We start from the raw sequence: 18,311 nt of genomic DNA, 5'->3' as shown, positions 1-18,311 counted from the left end.
AACCTGCTCAGAAATTGCCCTGAAACCAACTTTTCATTCTGGCAAGCATTCCTTTAAAACCATCCGAAATCACAGATTCACTGTGACCGGTACTCACTTGTTCATTTCCAAACAATAATAAGCCCACACCCGTGGCGTGGATTGGATTACGTACTACATCAACCAAACCACCAACATGCTGTGGTACACCCAGTCTTACAGGCAGATGAAACACTTCTTCTGCCAATTCAATCGCACCTTCCATTTTTGCACTGCCGCCGGTTAAGACGACACCTGCCGCCAGCATCTCTTCAAAACCGCTGCGGCGTAATTCAGCCTGCACAAGCATCAATAATTCTTCATAGCGTGGTTCCACCACTTCTGCCAGAGTTTGTCTGGCCAGTTGCCGTGGAGGTCTGTCACCGACACTTGGCACTTCAATGGTTTCATCTTCACGAGCCAATTGTGTTAAGGCACAGGCATATTTGATTTTGATCTCTTCGGCATACTGGGTTGGTGTTCGTAAAGCCACCGCAATATCATTGGTAACCTGATCGCCAGCAATTGGAATAACTGCGGTATGGCGAATGGCACCATCAATAAACACGGCAATATCTGTTGTTCCGCCACCGATATCTACTAAACACACACCTAACTCTTTTTCATCCTGTTCCAGTACTGAATAGCTCGATGCCATCTGCTCAAGAATGATGCCATCAACCACTAGTCCACAACGTTCGATACATTTGGTGATATTTTGTGCGGCGCTGACAGCACCGGTAATCAGATGCACTTTGGCTTCCAGACGAACGCCTGACATACCAATTGGCTCACGAATACCTTCCTGATTATCAATAATGTATTCCTGTGGCAGCACATGCAGTAATTGCTGATCGCCAGGGAAATGTACGGCACGAGCCGCATCCAACACCCGGTCCAAATCACCTTGAGTGACTTCTTTATCGCGAATAGCCACCGTGCCATGTGAGTTCAAGCTGCGGATATGACTACCGGCGATACCAGCAAATACAGAATGGATCTGACATCCAGCCATCAATTCAGCTTCTTCAATTGCGCGTTGAATGGATTGAACTGTTGATTCAATATTCACCACAACGCCTTTTTTCATGCCTCTGGCAGGATGTGAACCGATTCCGATAATTTCCAGCTTATTGTCGTTAGGACCAGCATCCAGAATCGGCGCTGCAACTATCGCAACAACTTTGGAAGTTCCGATATCCAATCCGACAATCAGTTCTCTTTCAATTCGTTTCGACATTACACAATTCCATTAAAAACAGGTTGCTTACCATCTTTCCAGACTACTGCGAGTCCGTTGGTATAGCGCATATCTACGGTTTCGATTTGTTCGCGATAGATTGCGAGCGGGCCTTTGAAAACCTGAATAAATCTTGCTAACCGCTGCTCACTGGCAGCCCGGCCAAGTAGCAGCTGCATATCATCTGTAAATTTAACTTGCCACGAACGACGCTCATCCATGGTCAGGCTTTTGACTCTTAAACCTAATGTTTCCACCGTCTGCTGAATCGTGACCATTTGTCTTGCCATCAACTCACTGTTGCCATCAGGCCCGAATAACTGAATGAGTCCTTCCGGCATTTTTCCACCATCGGGATAAAACACTTGCCCGCGTGTATTTACCAGTCCGTTTTCGTTCCAACGAGCGATTGCTTGATGCTCACTGACCATCAAGTGCAAGGTATCCGGCCAGACACGTCTCACTTGAATCTGGGCAACCCATGGCAAAGCTTCCCCTGCTTGCCGAATACCCGCCACATTTACATCAAGGAAACTGCCAGTAACGTAAGGAGTCACTGCCTCGATCAACGCCTGTTTTTCCGTGTTAATCAATTCACCTTCAACCGTTACATGCATAATCGGCAAGGTGTCGGTATTGTTCAAATACACTGTGCCAAGAATTAACGTCAGCAATACCAACACGGTACTGATATTTCGCAGTCTTACCGACCAGTTAACTTGCTCGCGTGGTTTCACCGCACGGGTGCGGGTTGCTCCAGCAGTTGGGCGTTGTCTGATAGCCATCAGCGCTTAAGCTCCATACTGCCTTGTAGAATTTTCCCGACCAGATTTTCAAAGCTGATCCCAGCCTGACGCGCTGCCATCGGTACCAGACTGTGATCAGTCATACCCGGGACACTGTTGGCTTCTAGCAGGTAAAACTCACCTTGTTGATCAGCCATAACATCAATGCGTCCCCAACCTTGCATATTAAGTGCATTAAATGCTTTTACCGCCAGTTCCTGACAACGCTTTTCATCTGCTTCTGCCAGACCGCAGGGGCAATGATATTCAGTTGAATTCGCGAGATATTTGGCTTCAAAATCGTAAAATTCTCTAGGAGTTTTTAAACGGATAACTGGCAAAGCTTCACCATTTAAAATGCTGATAGTGTATTCAGCTCCGTTAACCCATTGTTCAGCGATAACTTCAGCATCGTACTCAAATGCCAAATCAATCGCCTGTTGCAATGCCTCTAAAGTATTCACTTTGCTCATGCCAATACTTGAGCCTTCATTGACTGGCTTAATGACGATAGGCAAACCCAAATCTTCAACGATTTGCTGGGGAGTCGATTGACGAGTCAAACGCACATATTTAGGAGTTGGCAGCCCCTGCTTTGCCAAATCTGTTTACTGAGGCGTTTATTCATCGACAATACTGCACCAGTGATGCCGCTGCCGGTATAAGGGATCTGCAAAGACTGCAATACACCTTGAATTTCACCGTCCTCACCGCCCCGGCCATGCAAAATGATAAAAGCACGATCAAAACTGCCTTGCGTTAAACGCTCACTGACTGATTCATCAACGTCAATTTCTACTGCATCGATTCCAAGTGACTGCATTGCTGCCAACACTGCACGTCCACTTTTCAACGAAATCTCACGTTCTGCAGATCGGCCGCCCATTAATACGGCGACTCGACCAAATTCTTGGGTATTAAAAGTTAAGTTACTCATGCATGTTCTCCGATAATGTGGACTTCGGGCATCAGTCTTACCTTTGTTTCTGCTTCGACGCGCTCTCTCACCAACTCGATAAGCGCCTCAATATCGGCAGCGCTGGCGTTGCCTTCATTGACAATAAAGTTGGCATGTTTGGGTGACACACTGGCCCCGCCTACCTGTAAACCTTTCAGGCCACATTGTTCAATCAATCGTCCAGCAAAATCACCTTCTGGATTACGAAACACCGAACCCGCACACGGCTGATTGGTTGGCTGACTGTCATTCCGTTTTTTCAATAATTGTTTTATCAACGCTGTTTCAGCATCGGCATCCCCCACTGGTAATTCCAGTGTGGCGGATACAAACCACTCGGTCTCGGGTAGCTCAACATGTCGATAGCTGACTTTAAAATCGCTCACCGGACGTTTTTTCAATTCACCCTGACGAGTGACTGTGGTGGCATCTTTAACCAGCTGCCAGGTTTCTGATCCATGAGCGCCTGCATTCATTGCCAAAGCACCGCCAAGAGTGCCGGGAATACCAGCCAGAAATGCAGCCCCACTCAAGCCATGCTTGGCTGTTTGCTTGGCTACTTTACTGCAGTAAACACCTACTTCGGCTGTAACTGTTTGACCATCAATATCTAAAGCCTGCATGGTGCCTGCCATACTAATAACAGTGCCAGCATAACCACCATCACGAATTAACAAATTACTACCTAAGCCCAGCCATAACAGTGGTTCATTGGCAGGTAACTGACGTAAAAAATTGGCTAGATCATGTTTATCTTTTGGCCGATAAAAACGCTCAGCATTGCCACCAACACGCCATGAGGTGTGTTGTGAGAGTGGTTCATTGGTTTTCAATTCACCTTGTAATTCGGTAAACAGCATTACCATCAGCTTAGCCCCCCAAGTTGTTGTTCCAACTCTTTGGCTATTGCACCGATATCACCAGCACCAAGCGTAAGCAATAAGTCCTGATCTTGTAGTAAGCCTGGCAGCACTGAAAACAGTGCTTGTTTATCCTCTGCAAACACCGGCTCAACTTGGCCTCGCAAGCGAATAGCACGGCATAAACTGCGGGCATCGGCCCCAGCAATTTTGTTCTCTCCCGCTGGATAAACCTCCAACACAATTAATACATCAACGGTTGACAGTACGCGGGCAAAGTCTTCAAACAAATCACGGGTACGGGTATAACGATGTGGCTGAAATATCACCACCAGACGTCGATCTGGCCAACCGCCACGACTGGCGGCAATGGTGGCAGCAATCTCAGTTGGATGATGACCATAATCATCAACCAGCAACACTTGACCTTGTGCTGTCTGTTTCTCACCAAGAATATTGAATCGTCTGCCAACACCATCAAATTTCAACAGCGCTCGCTGGCATGCGCTAACATCAACTCCCAAATTACGTGCAACCGCTAAAGCTGCAGTGGCATTCAATGCATTGTGTAATCCCGGCATATTTAAACGAATCTGATATTGCAAACCGCTTTGAGCTTCGTGAACGATAAACTCGCTTTGTCCTTGGAATTGCTTCAATTCACTGATGCGGAAATCAGCACGCTGATCCTGTCCGTAAGTTGTAATCGGACGGGTCACTTCTGGCAAAATACTTTCCACCACATCATCATCAATGCATAACACAGCTAAACCATAGAATGGCAAGTGATGCAGGAACTCAATAAAGGTGGCTTTGAGCTTTTCAAAATCTCCTTCATACGTTGCCATATGATCATCATCAATATTGGTCACAATGGCGATCATCGGCTGCAGATATAAAAACGATGCATCGCTTTCATCCGCTTCAGCAACCAGATAACGTCCCGTGCCCAAACGTGCATTTGAACCTGCACTATTCAAGCGACCACCAATAACAAAGGTTGGATCCAACTCGCCTTCACTTAACAATGCTGCCGTTAAACTGGTGGTGGTGGTTTTACCATGGGTTCCTGCAACGGCAATGCCATAACTGAAACGCATAAGTTCCGCCAACATTTCAGCACGAGGAACTACTGGTATACGATGTTCACGGGCAGCAACTACTTCAACATTGTCAGCGCTCACTGCGGTGGTAACGACCACCACATCTGCACCTTTCAAATATTCCGCATCATGGCCAATCATGATCGTGGCACCCAATTGACGCAGATGTTGAATCAAACTGTTTTCATGCAAATCCGAACCACTGACCTTATAACCCAGATTCAGTAACACTTCGGCAATACCACCCATTCCCACACCACCAATACCGATGAAATGGATATGTTTGACCCGACTTTGCATTGCTGAGGTTAATTTAGCCATGTGCATACTCCAGACAGATATCCGCGATCTGCGCTGCTGTTCCGGGTTTTGCGAGTGTTCTTGCTTGAATTGCCATGCTTTCTAACTGTTTTCGATCTTCTAATAGTGACTTTAACGTTGCTGCCAGATCTTGTGCGTTTAAATCTGAATCCTTAATAAGCAGCGCCGCTCCAGCATCTTTTAATGCCTGAGCATTGTGCGTTTGATGATCATCAACAGCAAAAGGATAAGGAACAAAAATCGCTGCAACGCCTGTCGCGGCAACTTCAGCAACCGTTAATGCTCCGGCTCGGCAAATAACTAAATCTGCCTCAGCGTATGCCACTGCCATATCATCGATAAATTGAGTAACTTTTCCAGTTACTCCAGCGTGTTGATAAGCTTGCTGACAATCCGCCAGATGTTTTTCACCGCATTGATGAATGACTTCGACCGGATGTTCTGTTTTGAGTAAAGCCAAAGCCTGTGGCACAACCTGATTCAAGCTTTTTGCGCCAAGACTTCCACCTAAAACCAATAGTTTGAATGGCGACAAAGCTCTTGCAGCGTAACGAACCTGAGGTTCTGGTAATTTTTCAATTTGTGCTCGAACTGGATTACCGACCCATTTGGTTTTTGCTGTCTGGGTAAAACTTTTTTCAAAGCCTTGTAAAACCTGTTTGGCAATTTTCGCCAGCAAACGATTGGTTAAACCGGCAATGGCATTTTGTTCGTGAATTAATAATGGTTTTCCAGAAAGCCATGCCGCCAAACCACCAGGGCCAGAAGCAAAACCGCCCAAGCCAATCACTACATCAGGTTGGAAACGTTTAATTACTTTTCTGGACTCAATTACAGCTCGCAGGATTCTAAATGGTGCCACCAACCAGCCCAACAGGCCGTTACCACGTAATCCTTTAATTGGAATCAAATTTAATTTGAATGCCGCTGCAGGTACCAGCCGGGATTCAATACCGCGCTCAGTACCAATCCACTCTACTTTTACTGAACGTGAGCGTAATTCTTCGGCTACTGCCAAAGCAGGAAAGACATGCCCACCAGTTCCACCAGCCATAATTAATACGCGAGTCATCGTTTGATCCTCGCGGAGGCTTTTTCAGGCTGACGGGTTTCCAAATCAACACGTAATAACAAACCTATTGCCACACAGACGATTACCAAACTACTGCCGCCATAACTCATTAATGGCAAGGTTAAACCTTTAGTTGGTAATGCCCCCATATTCACGCCGATATTGACGCAGGCCTGCAATCCCAACCAGACAGCAATACCATAAGCAACTTGAGCACCGAATAATTGACCAGCTTCTTCCGCAGCACGTCCAATTGCCAGAGCACGCCAAATCATCACCAGAAATAATGCAATGACCGCTACAGCGCCAATCAATCCCAATTCTTCTGCCAAAATGGAAAACAAAAAGTCAGTATGTGCTTCTGGTAAATAAAACAGTTTTTGCATACTGCTGCCCAGACCGACACCAAACCAATCTCCACGACCGAAAGCAATCAAGGCCTGTGTTAGCTGAAAACCACTACCAAACGGATCTGCCCATGGATCCATAAAGCTTTGCAGACGTTGTAAACGATATGGAGCAATCCAAACCAGCATGGCAAACAGTCCAGCGAGAATCCCCATTAAGCCAATAAACACATCCAGTCTTGCACCACCAAGGAACAACATAACCAAGACTGTCGATAGAATGACGACGATAGAGCCCATATCCGGCTGCATTAACAACAATACTGCTGCCACACTGAGGAGTAATAAGGGCGATAAGACTTTCAATAACGAGGTATTAAGCTGACCATGATGACGTTGCAAATAATCAGCAACATAAATTATCGCGAATAATTTGATTAATTCTGCAACTTGCAGATTGACCGGCCCTAAAGGTAACCAACGAGAGCTACCATTCACTTCGCGGCCAATGCCTGGTATCAATACTAATACCAACAAACCTACCCCCACCATCAGTAACATCGGCGCCATTTGTTGCCAATGTGAAAGACGTATAGAGATCACACACCACGCAAAAAATAATCCCATCAATGCAAATGCCGCCTGACGGATAAAGAAATAAAGCGGTTGACCGGTTTTATTTTCAGCAATTGTAATTGAGGCTGAACACACCATTATCAAACCAATTAGCAACAAGGCTAACGTTGACATTAAAAGCTTAGAATCAAAGTGGGCACTTACACGGCTCATGCCGTCAACTCCCTTACAGCTTGTTCAAACTGTTCGCCACGATCGACATAATTGCTGAACTGATCAAAACTCGCACAGGCTGGTGACAATAAAACCTGTTGGCCATTTTCTGCAGATGTAGCTGCCAGTTTTACGGCCGCTTTAATATCTCCAGCAAAATGTACTTTCACTGATTTCGGTACATGTCGGGCAATCTCTTCTGCAGACTGACCGATTAAAACCACGGTACTGACATATTCATTCAAGGTGGCTGCTAAAGGCTCAAACTTTTGACCTTTGCCAACACCACCAGCAATTAAAACCAACTTCCCATTATCAGCCAAGCCTTCAATTGCAGCGATACTTGCCCCAACATTGGTGGCTTTAGAATCGTTAAACCAGCGTACTCCATTGATCTCACGAACAAACCGGCAACGATGTGGCAAACCTTTAAATTCTCTTAATGCCTGCAGCATGGCATCCATCGGTAATCCCATTACCGAACCAAGTGCCAGAGCAGCCAACGCATTTGCAACGTTATGTTTGCCAGCAATTTTCATTTCACTGACCAGCATTAATGGCGCATCACCTTCGGCTAACCAGAGATGTCCTCGTTGACTTAATACACCGAATTCATAACCTTGTGATTCATGCAGACTAAAGCCGAGCTGATTACGGCCAGCTATGGCCATTGATGACACAATCGGATCATCCCGGTTAATCACCATGACACCATTACCCTGATAAACCTTTTGTTTTGCTCGCTGGTAATCTTCCACCGAATCATAGCGATCCAGGTGATCTGGACTGACATTCAGAATAACTGAGGCAAAGGCATTCATTGACTTCACAGTTTCCATCTGGAAACTGGAGAGTTCCAGTACATAAAAATCTGGAGCCGGATCGGTCAGCAAATCCAAAGCTGGCGTGCCGAGATTACCGCCTACCGCGACTTTTTTACCTGCCATTTGTGCCATCAGGCCTACCAGAGTAGTCACTGTGCTTTTGCCATTGGAACCGGTAATCGCAATGATTGGTGCGTTAGCATGACGGGCGAATAACTCAATATCGCCAACGATTTCAATCCCTGCGGCTGCAGCTTGTTGAATTTGTGGTAAGCGTGGGTCAACGCCTGGGCTCAATACAATACTATCTGCACGCATTAACCAATCAGCCGGGATACTGCCGGTTTTCACCACGACTTCTGGGTAGTCTTTTTGTAGCGCATTCAAACATGCCGGTTTATCATTGCTGTCAATGACAGCCACGGCATTGCCTTGTTGAACTAAAAATCGTGCGCAGGATAATCCTGTCTGACCTAAACCAATGATCAGGCTGTAGTGCGAACTATGATGGTTTAATTCTGCTGTCATCGTATTTTCAACGTCGCTAAGCCGACCAGCACCAGAAAGACGGTAATGATCCAAAATCGAACAATAATGCGTGGCTCGGGCCAGCCTTTTAATTCATAGTGATGGTGTATCGGTGCCATCAAAAACACGCGCTTACCGCGTAATTTATAGGAGGCCACCTGAATCATTACTGAGAGCGTTTCAATTACAAATACCCCGCCCATAATCAGCAATACCAGTTCCTGACGTACCAAAACTGCTACTGTCCCCAGTGCTGCACCTAGTGCCAAAGCACCGACATCCCCCATAAAAACCTGAGCTGGATAAGTGTTGAACCAGAGGAATCCCAAGCCCGCTCCAACCATTGCCGCACAAAATACGGTTAATTCACCGGCACCAGGAATGTGTGGAATCTGCAGATAACGGGCAAACTCAAAGTGACCTGCCACATAACTGAACAAACCTAATGCGGCGGCAACCATTACAGTTGGCATGATGGCTAAGCCATCCAGTCCATCCGTCAGATTCACAGCATTACTGCTGCCAACAATGACCAGGTAGACCACCAGTAAATACCAAGCACCTAATGGAATAACTATTTCTTTAAAAAACGGCACGATTAACTGTGTTTCAGCCGGTGTTTGAGTGGTCATATATAAAAATATCGCAGCGCCCAAGCCCACAACGGATTGCCAGAAATATTTATAGCGGCTCAATAAGCCTTTAGGATCCTGTCTGACCAGTTTGATGTAATCATCAACAAAACCAATTAACCCAAACAATAAGGTAACTAGTAGCACCACCCATACATAGCGGTTTGCCAGATCTGCCCATAACAATGTGCTGACCGCAATGGCAACCAGAATTAATGAACCACCCATAGTTGGGGTTCCGGTTTTGCTGAAATGCGATTCCGGACCGTCATTTCTGACAACTTGACCAATCTGTCTGAAACTGAGATGCCTAATCATCGTAGGACCAACAACTAATGCGATCCCCAAAGCAGTCATAACCCCTAATATGGCGCGTAAAGTCAGGTATTGGAAAACATTAAAGCCGGTGTGATACTGGCTTAAATACTCACTGAGCATTAATAGCATCAGGCATCTCCTCCAACTGCGAGCACATCCGCCAGCTGATCCAGCTTCATAAAGCGAGAGCCTTTGATTAAGCAAGCCACATCACTGTTCAATGTTTGCTTTAATTCGGCTTCTAACGCGGTCTTGTCGGTGAAATGCTGTGCATTTTCACCAAATGCTATGGCAGCTAGCTCACTTTGTTGGCCAACAGTTAATAATTTCTTTATTCCTGCCGCTTTGGCATCCCGTCCTAGTTGTTGATGTATCGAAGCGCTTTCCGGACCTAATTCACCGAAATCCCCTAAAACTAACCAATGCTCACCTGGAAACTGCATCAAGGTTTGTAAAGCCTGACGGAATGATCCGGGATTAGCGTTATAGGTGTCGTCAATAATTAGGGCATTATTTACTGCCTGGCGCAGTTGCAAGCGATGTGGCACAGATTTAATTGCTGCCAACCCCTTCACAATTGCTTCAGGGTCAATTTTCAATGCAAAGCAAATCGCAATTGCAGCCAATGCATTACTGACGTTATGAATTCCTGGTAAGGGAAGACTTATAAAATGACAAACGCCATCCAGTCTGACCATAAAATGGCTGCCGGTTATCGAAAGTTGTAAATCCAAGGCAGTAATATCGGCAGGTTGCTGCAGACCAAAACGAATCTGCTGGCGTGCACCGAGAATGTGTTCCCACAGCTCACCGTATGGCATATCAGCATTGATAATGCCTACACCATCTGCTTTAAGGCCTGCATAAATTTCGCCTTTTGCTTCTGCAACACCTTGTAATGATCCAAAACCTTCAAGATGTGCCTCACCAACGTTATTAATTACTGCAATATCTGGTTCGGCCATGGCAACCAGAGATGCAATTTCACCTGAATGGTTGGCACCCATTTCGATTACAGCAAAATCATAATTATCATTTAAACGCGTCAGAGTCAGAGGTACGCCCAACGCATTGTTCAAATTACCTTTAGTCGCTAACACCTTGCCACATTGTGACAAGATCGAAGCAATCATCTCCTTGAGTGTTGTTTTACCGTTGCTACCAGTTACTGCAACCACTTTTGCATGACTTTTCTGCCGCCAGAATCTGGCGATTTGGCCATAAGCGCGGGTAACATCTTCAACGACAAGCTGCGGCAACTCACTAGGAACATATCGATTCACCAGGCAGCACAAGCACCTGCTTGATAAGCCTGTTCAATAAATTCATGACCATCGCTATTCACACCAGACAATGCGACAAACAGATCACCGCTTTCAATTTGACGGCTATCAATTTTACTGCCCGTCATCACGGCATCATTGCCACGCAACTCTGTGCTGAGTAGTTCAGCGATCTCAGTCAGGGTTATATTCGTCATAGCGTAACCCTTGTGACTGAGTGGCGTTTTTGTATGGCTTTCATAGCTATCTCGTAATCATTAAATGGTTTTTTGACGCCAGAGATTTCTTGATAATGCTCATGGCCTTTGCCAGCAATCAGCACCATATCTTCAAGTGCAGCATCATTAACGGCGTATTCAATCGCCCGTTGTCTGTCTTCTTCGATATGCACATCAATATTGCTTTGGATACCTGCCAAAATATGTTCGATTATGCTGGAGCTGCTTTCATTACGCGGGTTGTCGTCAGTAAGCACTACCTTATCTGCAAGTTCACTGGCGATTTGCCCCATTAATGGACGTTTTCCGTTATCACGATCACCACCACAACCAAATACACACCAAAGTTTGGAACGTGTATCTATATGCTGACGCATACCCTGTAATGCTTTCGCGAGAGCATCCGGAGTGTGAGCAAAGTCAATCACAACCGCCGGTTGTAAATTGCTCGCTAACATTTGCATGCGACCGTTGACACTAATTAAATGATTCAGGCTTTGAGCAATGTCATCTGTTGACCAGTTAAGCAACGATAGAACTGCAGCCGTTGCCAATATATTTTCAACATTAAACTTGCCAAGTAATCGGCTTTGAATCGTTAAATTCTGCTGAGCAATCTGTAAATCAAATTGCAAACCAGTGCTGGCAGTACGAATATTAGAGGCAACAAGATCAACCTGAGAATCCTTACAGCTATAGCGAACAGTGTTGATTTGCTTCGCAGCCAGTAATGGAATCAATGATTGGCCAAACGCATCATCGGCATTCACAACAGCGGCTCGCAATGAATCAAAATCAAATAAACGTTTTTTTGCCGCAGCGTAGTCCGCCATGCTCTGATGATAATCAAGGTGATCACGACTTAAATTAGTCAATACTGCATAGTCAATATCGACAAAATTCAATCTTCCCTGCTCTAAGGCATGGGACGACGCCTCGACAGTCACATATTGAATTCCACTATCACGCATTTCTGCCAATATCGCTTGTAAACGCACAGGATCCGGCGTTGTCATACCGTTGTATTGCATGTCGGTTAACCGTCCACTGCCTAGCGTGCCGATTACTCCACACGCTTGTCCTGCATTTTCCAGTGCCTGAGCGATAAATTGAGTCACCGAGGTTTTGCCATTAGTGCCTGTCACGGCAATGATGGTCATCACTGCTGATGGATAGTTATAAAACGCCGCAGCAAGACGCGAAGTTTTATCCTTAAGATTTGCGACGGCCACCAACTCAATGTGTGTAGCTGCCAGTTGTTGTAACAATTCCGGTTCTAATGGTAATTCAGCTGAGTAGCAAACTGCAGCAACATTGGCTGTAATGGCTTGTTTGATATGTTGTAACTGTACTTGTGGATTGGCTGCTAAGGCAATAAACAAATCCCCTGACTTGAGCTGACGACTATCAAGACTCATACCTGTTATCAAACAAGTTGAGCTGGTGTCACTTTCAACCAGATGCATTAAATCAATCAGGCGCATTTGATAATTCATTGATGTGCCACCTGTAATTGCGTTTGCGGCAAAGCATCAGGTGCAATATTTAATAACCGCATCGCACCAACCATGACATCAGCAAATACCGGCGCAGCTACTGCACCACCGTAATATTCTTCTCCGGTCGGGTTATCAATCACTACCACCATCGCAAGTCGCGGATTGCTGGCTGGAATTAAACCGGCAAATAACGACAGATATTCGCTTTCGGTATACCCACCTGCCATGGCTTTTTTTACGGTACCGGTTTTAGCGGCAACACTGTAATTAGGTACTGCAGCTCGTTGTGCTGTACCGCCAGGCAATACCACCAACTCCATCATGCCGCGAACCGTTTCCATCAAATCTTTGGAAAATACTCGACGACCTTTTGGTGTTTTATCCTGTTTAATAAAGGTGACATCGCGCATGATGCCGCCATTGCCAATAATCGTATACGCCCTGGCAAGTTGTAATGTATTAGTGGCCAAGCCATAACCATAAGCCAGCGTGGCACGATCCAGAGTTCGCCATGACCGTGGATCAGGTAAACGTCCCATCGCTTCGCCGGGGAAATAAGCACCACTGTCTACGCCCATACCAAAACTGGCAAAATCTTCCCAGAGTTGCATCGGTTCTATTTCCAGGGCAATTTTGCTGGCAGCCACGTTACTGGATTTTTGAATAGATGTGGCAAGATCAATAATGCCGTAATCACGAAAATCACGAATATTATGGCCACTAACGCGCATGGTACCCGGATGGGTATTGATCATCGTGGTGAGATCAAATTTGCCCGACTTCAAACCACTGACTACCGTAAATGGTTTGACGGTTGAGCCTGGTTCAAACAAATCGGTAACGGCACGATTACGTAAGTCAGTCGAACTCACACCATATCGATTATTCGGATTAAATGCGGGCTGATTGACCATAGCCAATACTTCGCCAGTCTGTACATCCAGAATAACGGCAGAACCAGATTGTGCCCCATGTTTTTCAACTGCATTTTTAAGTGCGTTGTAACTTAGATATTGCAGACGAAGATCAATGCTCAGCTGAATATTTTCGCCTGCTTTCGCCGCACGAATCGGATCGCCACCACCTACAAAATTACCTTTACTGTCACGCACCATGCGACGCAGTCCAGGCACGCCAGTTAAGAGGGGTTCGTAGGTTAACTCGAGACCTTCCTGACCAATATCATCAACATTGGTAAAGCCTACAACATGGGCAGCGACTTCACCGGTTGGGTAATATCGTTTGTATTCCCGTTGTAGTGCCACACCACCAATATTTAACTGTTTAACCTGCTCTGAAATTTCAGGTGTTACCCGACGTTTAAGATAGAGAAATTCACGATTGGGATTTTGATAAATCCGTTCACGGACATTTCTTGCATCAATCCCCAGAATGGATGCTAAGTTTGTCAATTGTGGATGTTCAGGATCGGTGGCCTGTGGATTCAACCACACCGAATGCACCGGTGTGCTGATGGCCAGAGGTTCGCCATGTCGGTCCAGAATCATGCCGCGATGTGCGACGATAGGCACATTACGCAAATGGCGCGCATCGCCTTGATTACGTAAAAAATCAGGGTTTAAAACCTGAATATCCACCAACCGCCACAATAAACCCAAACCAATCAGAATAAACGACAGTCTGACCAGATTCAGCCGCCAGCTGCCGGTTTGTTGATAACCGCGTTGTTGACGGCGACTCATGGTTTAACCACCACGGTTTGCTCGTTGCTAGGGACTTGCATATTCAAACGGGTACGAGACTGTAGCTCTACTCGGGCGGGACTTGCCCATGTACTCTGTTCAAGCAATAACTTGCCCCACTCTTCATTCAATTGGTCACGTCTGTTATCCAATTGTTGTAATGCCACAAACTCGCTGCGGCCGGCATGTTTGGTATATACCACCGCAACGGAAGAAATCAGCACCAATAGCGTCATAATCAATACTGGGAAGTCGATACGTACATGCTCAAAAAAAGTTGGCCAACTCATGCCAATTTCTCCACCACACGTAATACCGCGCTGCGTGCACGGACGTTGACAGCTAACTCGGCGTCATCCGCTTTGACGGCTTTGCCGATAATGCGTAAACGCGGGTTTAACTGATCAGCAGTGACCGGAAAATGAGCTGGTAAATTATCGCCTTTGGCTTGATCACGGAAAAAACGTTTTACGATGCGATCTTCCAGCGAATGAAAACTGATAACAACCAGTCTGCCACCTACCGCCAGTACTTCCAGAGCTTGTTCCAGAGCACTGGTTAACTCTTCTAACTCACTATTAATAAATATACGAATTGCTTGAAAAGTCCGGGTGGCCGGATGCTTGAATTTATCCCGCGTGGGGCTGGCTTTATCGACCAAATCCGCTAATTGCTTTGTAGTAGTAATCGGGGTGTGTTCACGGGTTTCTACGATTGCTGAAGCAATACGTTTACCGTAACGTTCTTCACCTAATGTCTTAATCACTGTAGCGATTTCATTCATTTCGGCACTGGCAAGCCATTGCGCCGCACTCATGCCTGAAGTCGGATCCATTCGCATATCTAACGGACCATCATTCTGAAAACTAAAGCCGCGCTCGGCTTCATCCAGCTGCGGGGAAGACACACCAATATCCATCAAAATACCATTCACTTTGCCCTGCCAAAGTCGTGAATGGATAACGGTTGAAAGCTCTGAAAAGGCACAATGTTCAATGGAAAAACGGTTGTCAGTCGCAGCTAATGCCTGACCGACTTCAACAGCAGCAGGATCACGATCCAGACCCAATAAACGGCCATTTTCGGAAAGTTGTTCTAACATTGCCCGGGAGTGTCCACCACGACCGAAAGTCGCATCCACATAAATACCATCTGGCTGAATAAACAGGGCCTCGACAGTCTCTTTCAAAAGGACCGGTTGATGTGTAGGGAGTTGGTTCGTCATGACTCCGCCCTATATCGACAGCGTTTCGAGTTCGGCGGGCATTATTGCGTCAAAGTCTTCTTGAAGACATGCGTCCATCAATGTATTCCAGCTTTGTTCATCCCACAGCTCAAACTTATTTCCTTGACCAATCATCACAATATTTTTATCTAAACCTGCGAACTCACGAAGCTTAGCCGGCAACAAAATGCGGCCATTGCTATCCATCTCACATTCGGTGGCATAGCCCAGCAACATACGTTTCAAACGACGAACTTGAGGATTCAAACTTGGTAGCGCAGATAATTTTTGCTCAACAGCTTCCCATTCTGGCAGTGGGTAAACCTGTAAACAGTGGTCGGAGTGGTCAATTGTGATCACTAATCGGCCCTCGCAGCAGACATCAAGATGCTTACGGAACTTGGCTGGAATGGCCATCCGTCCTTTTGCATCCAGATTGAAAGTTGCTACGCCTCGAAACACCGTTAGTCCTCAAATTGAAGGATCCACAAAGATCCACTTTTCCCCACTTTCCGACACTATAGGAGGGCGACATAACGAAGTCAAGCACGAAAATTAAGCAAATCCTCTTTTTACGACAAGGACTTAGCGCATTTTCATTAAAGTGGGGGAAAAGTGGATCAAGGCAAAAATGAGGACTTATTTCTTATCAAAAAACTGGCATCGGAAGTTAAAGTAGATTCTAGAATAATGATTGGATTTGGACTGACTGAAAAAAAATTTAGCCGGGTAAAAACAAAAAAAGGTTGAGATGGCCGATAAGCCGGGTTCTGTCGTGGACAATCATTCATCTGGGACAGATGTCACCATCTGCCTCAAGCAACCTACCCGGGAACCATGGTTCAACGCATGTACAACCGAAGTGCGCAGTTCGATCACTGGTGTTTTGACTCTTGATTACCTTAAGTTACGACTATTTAAAATGCGCTGATTGTACCAAAGTTTGTACCACAGATAGACATAGTTTTATGTCACAGCACTGCCAATAACTGCTCCTGAAATTATTGCGCGAGGCTAGACTAGAACACGTTTTTTCTAAGATATAGTTACAATTTGAGCAATTTCTGTTTTGCTAAGAACTTCACTGTAAATATCTACATCCTGATCTTGCACTTTTATAGAGACAATCAAGCTGTACCTTGCTTCTTTATTATACCTTTCTAATCTGGTTCTGGTTTTCCACCATCCCATTGCGGGATAGATAATTAACGCTCCGCGCTCAGATAGGTCAACCGCTCTTCCTCTCCATACATCTTTATGAATTGAGCCTCGATGACGATTTGTCGGTCCAATGAGCCAATTGGGATCTGAGGTAGTTGAGCTAGTTCCTTCTTCCTCATCTCTAGCTTGTCGGTTTACTCGTTTACGAAATTCATCAATTGTTTCAACCGGTCTTTTTACATCAAATCTCAGTCCAAAACTTTGATAACTATACTTACCACTAACAATCCTGCTAGATGGGTTAGGTTCAATAAAATATGAAAGTGTTACTGACATTTCCACTTCGATTTCACCTAGATTAGCTAAAGCTTCAACAGGCCAGGGCAAGTTATGAAGATGCATATCTCGTGTTCCAATCGCTTTACCACGAGGTTTATCAAAGGGCTGTATTGAGTCTTCGATAATCATTGATAGTGAGTTATTGATACTCCACAGCGCTCGTTCTAAATTTGGTACACCATATCCAACAGCCTTCAATCTATTGAGAACACGACGCTTTTCACTTCCCGATGGATTAAATTGATTAATCATCTCGTCAGTCCATTCAGCAGAGTGAACAATTAATCCTCTAACAGTTTCTGGCCAGAACTCTGGATACTGAGAATATATCTCTGCTGCAAACTTACTGGCTAAAGCTGTACTTGCACTTGTAGCATTGAAAGTAGTTAAAAGCCTCGTAGTCAAATCATGATGAGTGCTTAATAAATCCAAACTTGGTATTGAGGTACAGCCATATTGATCAACAGCAACGTTACCACCTTCAAAAACCACTTCCGGTTTTATTGGATATTTACCCTCCTCCCATGTGAGTGATGTTGTGCTGTGAGGGGAAATACCTCCTCTTGGAGCTAGTGGTTGACGTTCGCCAGCATCAGCCTCCGTGATGAGGTTTTTTTCGGTATAAGATCCAATAGTTAAAGCATTCCAAGACTGACCGGGATCGTGAACATCCTGAAGTATTGAGTGTTCAGGATAATTTGCCATATCTGTAAGGCTACCTGATGAGTTCCCCGCAGAAATAATGAAGAGTCGCCTAGTTTCATTTTCACCTAAATAATCAGCAGCTAAACTATCAATTTCAGCTGACCATGCAGATGGTTTACCACGATCTCTTGAATCTTTTGCTGTAATAGCCATACAGTGAATTCTAGTGCGATTTGGGTTGTTTATCTCGGGATATGAAACTGCATCTGCTGTGAGAACACCTAAATGCTCTTCAGAATTGTCTCCTGAGTGGCGTAGAAGCTTAACAGACTCTATATAATGTCCAACTGTAATAGTTCTATCAGCCGCTAACGACTCTGATAAATCTCCCCATATAGCAAGACCCGCCATACCTGTCCCATGCCCATCTTCATCAGCAGAAA

The 18,311-nt window shown here is 45.4% G+C and carries 18 protein-coding genes; all 18 read right to left on the bottom strand.

Features of this window, described 5'->3' with window-relative positions:
* Positions 1 to 7 precede the first annotated feature (7 nt).
* The gene (gene ftsA, locus A9E74_RS06025; protein ID WP_069295744.1) at positions 8 to 1,258 is read right to left on the bottom strand and encodes a cell division protein FtsA; all 1,251 of its coding nucleotides are present in this window, start codon (positions 1,256 to 1,258) and stop codon (positions 8 to 10) included.
* Positions 1,258 to 2,043: a cell division protein FtsQ/DivIB gene (locus tag A9E74_RS06020; protein ID WP_069295743.1), complete on the bottom strand. Its 786-nt coding sequence runs from the start codon at positions 2,041 to 2,043 to the stop codon at positions 1,258 to 1,260. The genes ftsA and A9E74_RS06020 overlap by 1 nt, the downstream gene beginning before the upstream one ends.
* The gene (locus tag A9E74_RS15065; protein ID WP_425412308.1) at positions 2,043 to 2,645 is read right to left on the bottom strand and encodes a D-alanine--D-alanine ligase; all 603 of its coding nucleotides are present in this window, start codon (positions 2,643 to 2,645) and stop codon (positions 2,043 to 2,045) included. Before A9E74_RS15065 ends, A9E74_RS06020 begins: the two co-directional genes overlap by 1 nt.
* Entirely contained in the window at positions 2,603 to 2,980 is a 378-nt protein-coding gene (locus A9E74_RS15060) for a D-alanine--D-alanine ligase (RefSeq protein WP_425412307.1), read from the bottom strand. The genes A9E74_RS15065 and A9E74_RS15060 overlap by 43 nt, the downstream gene beginning before the upstream one ends.
* A complete protein-coding gene (gene murB, locus A9E74_RS06010) occupies positions 2,977 to 3,867 on the bottom strand; it encodes a UDP-N-acetylmuramate dehydrogenase (protein ID WP_069295742.1) in 891 nt (296 codons plus the stop codon). The genes A9E74_RS15060 and murB overlap by 4 nt, the downstream gene beginning before the upstream one ends.
* On the bottom strand, positions 3,867 to 5,285 hold the full coding sequence (gene murC, locus A9E74_RS06005) for a UDP-N-acetylmuramate--L-alanine ligase (protein WP_069295741.1): 1,419 nt from the start codon (positions 5,283 to 5,285) through the stop codon (positions 3,867 to 3,869). Before murC ends, murB begins: the two co-directional genes overlap by 1 nt.
* A complete protein-coding gene (gene murG / locus A9E74_RS06000) occupies positions 5,278 to 6,357 on the bottom strand; it encodes an undecaprenyldiphospho-muramoylpentapeptide beta-N-acetylglucosaminyltransferase (protein ID WP_069295740.1) in 1,080 nt (359 codons plus the stop codon). The genes murC and murG overlap by 8 nt, the downstream gene beginning before the upstream one ends.
* Complete coding sequence (gene ftsW / locus A9E74_RS05995; protein ID WP_069295739.1) at positions 6,354 to 7,493, bottom strand: putative lipid II flippase FtsW; 1,140 nt, start codon at positions 7,491 to 7,493, stop codon at positions 6,354 to 6,356. The genes murG and ftsW overlap by 4 nt, the downstream gene beginning before the upstream one ends.
* Entirely contained in the window at positions 7,490 to 8,845 is a 1,356-nt protein-coding gene (gene murD, locus A9E74_RS05990; protein WP_069295738.1) for a UDP-N-acetylmuramoyl-L-alanine--D-glutamate ligase, read from the bottom strand. Before murD ends, ftsW begins: the two co-directional genes overlap by 4 nt.
* Entirely contained in the window at positions 8,842 to 9,924 is a 1,083-nt protein-coding gene (mraY, locus tag A9E74_RS05985; RefSeq protein ID WP_069295737.1) for a phospho-N-acetylmuramoyl-pentapeptide-transferase, read from the bottom strand. Before mraY ends, murD begins: the two co-directional genes overlap by 4 nt.
* Positions 9,924 to 11,078, bottom strand: coding sequence for a UDP-N-acetylmuramoyl-tripeptide--D-alanyl-D-alanine ligase (locus tag A9E74_RS05980; protein WP_245652078.1), 1,155 nt, complete (start codon positions 11,076 to 11,078; stop codon positions 9,924 to 9,926). The genes mraY and A9E74_RS05980 overlap by 1 nt, the downstream gene beginning before the upstream one ends.
* Positions 11,075 to 11,275, bottom strand: a complete 201-nt coding sequence (locus A9E74_RS14705) for a Mur ligase domain-containing protein (RefSeq protein ID WP_245652077.1) — start codon at positions 11,273 to 11,275, stop codon at positions 11,075 to 11,077. The genes A9E74_RS05980 and A9E74_RS14705 overlap by 4 nt, the downstream gene beginning before the upstream one ends.
* The gene (locus tag A9E74_RS05975) at positions 11,272 to 12,792 is read right to left on the bottom strand and encodes a UDP-N-acetylmuramoyl-L-alanyl-D-glutamate--2,6-diaminopimelate ligase (protein ID WP_084002971.1); all 1,521 of its coding nucleotides are present in this window, start codon (positions 12,790 to 12,792) and stop codon (positions 11,272 to 11,274) included. Before A9E74_RS05975 ends, A9E74_RS14705 begins: the two co-directional genes overlap by 4 nt.
* Positions 12,789 to 14,498, bottom strand: a complete 1,710-nt coding sequence (locus tag A9E74_RS05970) for a peptidoglycan D,D-transpeptidase FtsI family protein (RefSeq protein ID WP_069295736.1) — start codon at positions 14,496 to 14,498, stop codon at positions 12,789 to 12,791. Before A9E74_RS05970 ends, A9E74_RS05975 begins: the two co-directional genes overlap by 4 nt.
* On the bottom strand, positions 14,495 to 14,788 hold the full coding sequence (gene ftsL, locus A9E74_RS05965; RefSeq protein ID WP_069295735.1) for a cell division protein FtsL: 294 nt from the start codon (positions 14,786 to 14,788) through the stop codon (positions 14,495 to 14,497). Before ftsL ends, A9E74_RS05970 begins: the two co-directional genes overlap by 4 nt.
* Positions 14,785 to 15,723 carry a 16S rRNA (cytosine(1402)-N(4))-methyltransferase RsmH gene (rsmH, locus tag A9E74_RS05960; protein ID WP_069295734.1) on the bottom strand — a complete coding sequence of 313 codons (939 nt, stop codon included), beginning with the start codon at positions 15,721 to 15,723 and terminating at the stop codon, positions 14,785 to 14,787. The genes ftsL and rsmH overlap by 4 nt, the downstream gene beginning before the upstream one ends.
* A gap of 9 nt (positions 15,724 to 15,732) precedes the next feature.
* A complete protein-coding gene (gene mraZ, locus A9E74_RS05955; protein ID WP_069295733.1) occupies positions 15,733 to 16,185 on the bottom strand; it encodes a division/cell wall cluster transcriptional repressor MraZ in 453 nt (150 codons plus the stop codon).
* 573 nt (positions 16,186 to 16,758) lie between these two features.
* Positions 16,759 to 18,311, bottom strand: a 1,553-nt coding sequence (locus A9E74_RS05950) for a S8 family peptidase (RefSeq protein ID WP_141696772.1), incomplete at its 5' end; no start/stop codon positions are given.

The organism is Methylophaga muralis, from assembly GCF_001720165.1.
Classification (GTDB): Bacteria; Pseudomonadota; Gammaproteobacteria; order Nitrosococcales; family Methylophagaceae; genus Methylophaga; species Methylophaga muralis.
Note: the sequence above shows the minus strand (reverse complement) of the source record. Positions and strands in the feature narration are given on the sequence as shown.

What these genes read in the sequence shown, in the direction of transcription:
- ftsA (WP_069295744.1), bottom strand. Translation starts at nt 1,258, where the DNA reads ATGTCGAAACGAATTGAAAGAGAACTGATTGTCGGATTGGATATCGGA.
- A9E74_RS06020 (WP_069295743.1), bottom strand. Translation starts at nt 2,043, where the DNA reads ATGGCTATCAGACAACGCCCAACTGCTGGAGCAACCCGCACCCGTGCG.
- A9E74_RS15060 (WP_425412307.1), bottom strand. Translation starts at nt 2,980, where the DNA reads ATGAGTAACTTAACTTTTAATACCCAAGAATTTGGTCGAGTCGCCGTA.
- murB (WP_069295742.1), bottom strand. Translation starts at nt 3,867, where the DNA reads ATGGTAATGCTGTTTACCGAATTACAAGGTGAATTGAAAACCAATGAA.
- murC (WP_069295741.1), bottom strand. Translation starts at nt 5,285, where the DNA reads ATGGCTAAATTAACCTCAGCAATGCAAAGTCGGGTCAAACATATCCAT.
- murG (WP_069295740.1), bottom strand. Translation starts at nt 6,357, where the DNA reads ATGACTCGCGTATTAATTATGGCTGGTGGAACTGGTGGGCATGTCTTT.
- ftsW (WP_069295739.1), bottom strand. Translation starts at nt 7,493, where the DNA reads ATGAGCCGTGTAAGTGCCCACTTTGATTCTAAGCTTTTAATGTCAACG.
- murD (WP_069295738.1), bottom strand. Translation starts at nt 8,845, where the DNA reads ATGACAGCAGAATTAAACCATCATAGTTCGCACTACAGCCTGATCATT.
- mraY (WP_069295737.1), bottom strand. Translation starts at nt 9,924, where the DNA reads ATGCTATTAATGCTCAGTGAGTATTTAAGCCAGTATCACACCGGCTTT.
- A9E74_RS14705 (WP_245652077.1), bottom strand. Translation starts at nt 11,275, where the DNA reads ATGACGAATATAACCCTGACTGAGATCGCTGAACTACTCAGCACAGAG.
- A9E74_RS05975 (WP_084002971.1), bottom strand. Translation starts at nt 12,792, where the DNA reads ATGAATTATCAAATGCGCCTGATTGATTTAATGCATCTGGTTGAAAGT.
- A9E74_RS05970 (WP_069295736.1), bottom strand. Translation starts at nt 14,498, where the DNA reads ATGAGTCGCCGTCAACAACGCGGTTATCAACAAACCGGCAGCTGGCGG.
- ftsL (WP_069295735.1), bottom strand. Translation starts at nt 14,788, where the DNA reads ATGAGTTGGCCAACTTTTTTTGAGCATGTACGTATCGACTTCCCAGTA.
- rsmH (WP_069295734.1), bottom strand. Translation starts at nt 15,723, where the DNA reads ATGACGAACCAACTCCCTACACATCAACCGGTCCTTTTGAAAGAGACT.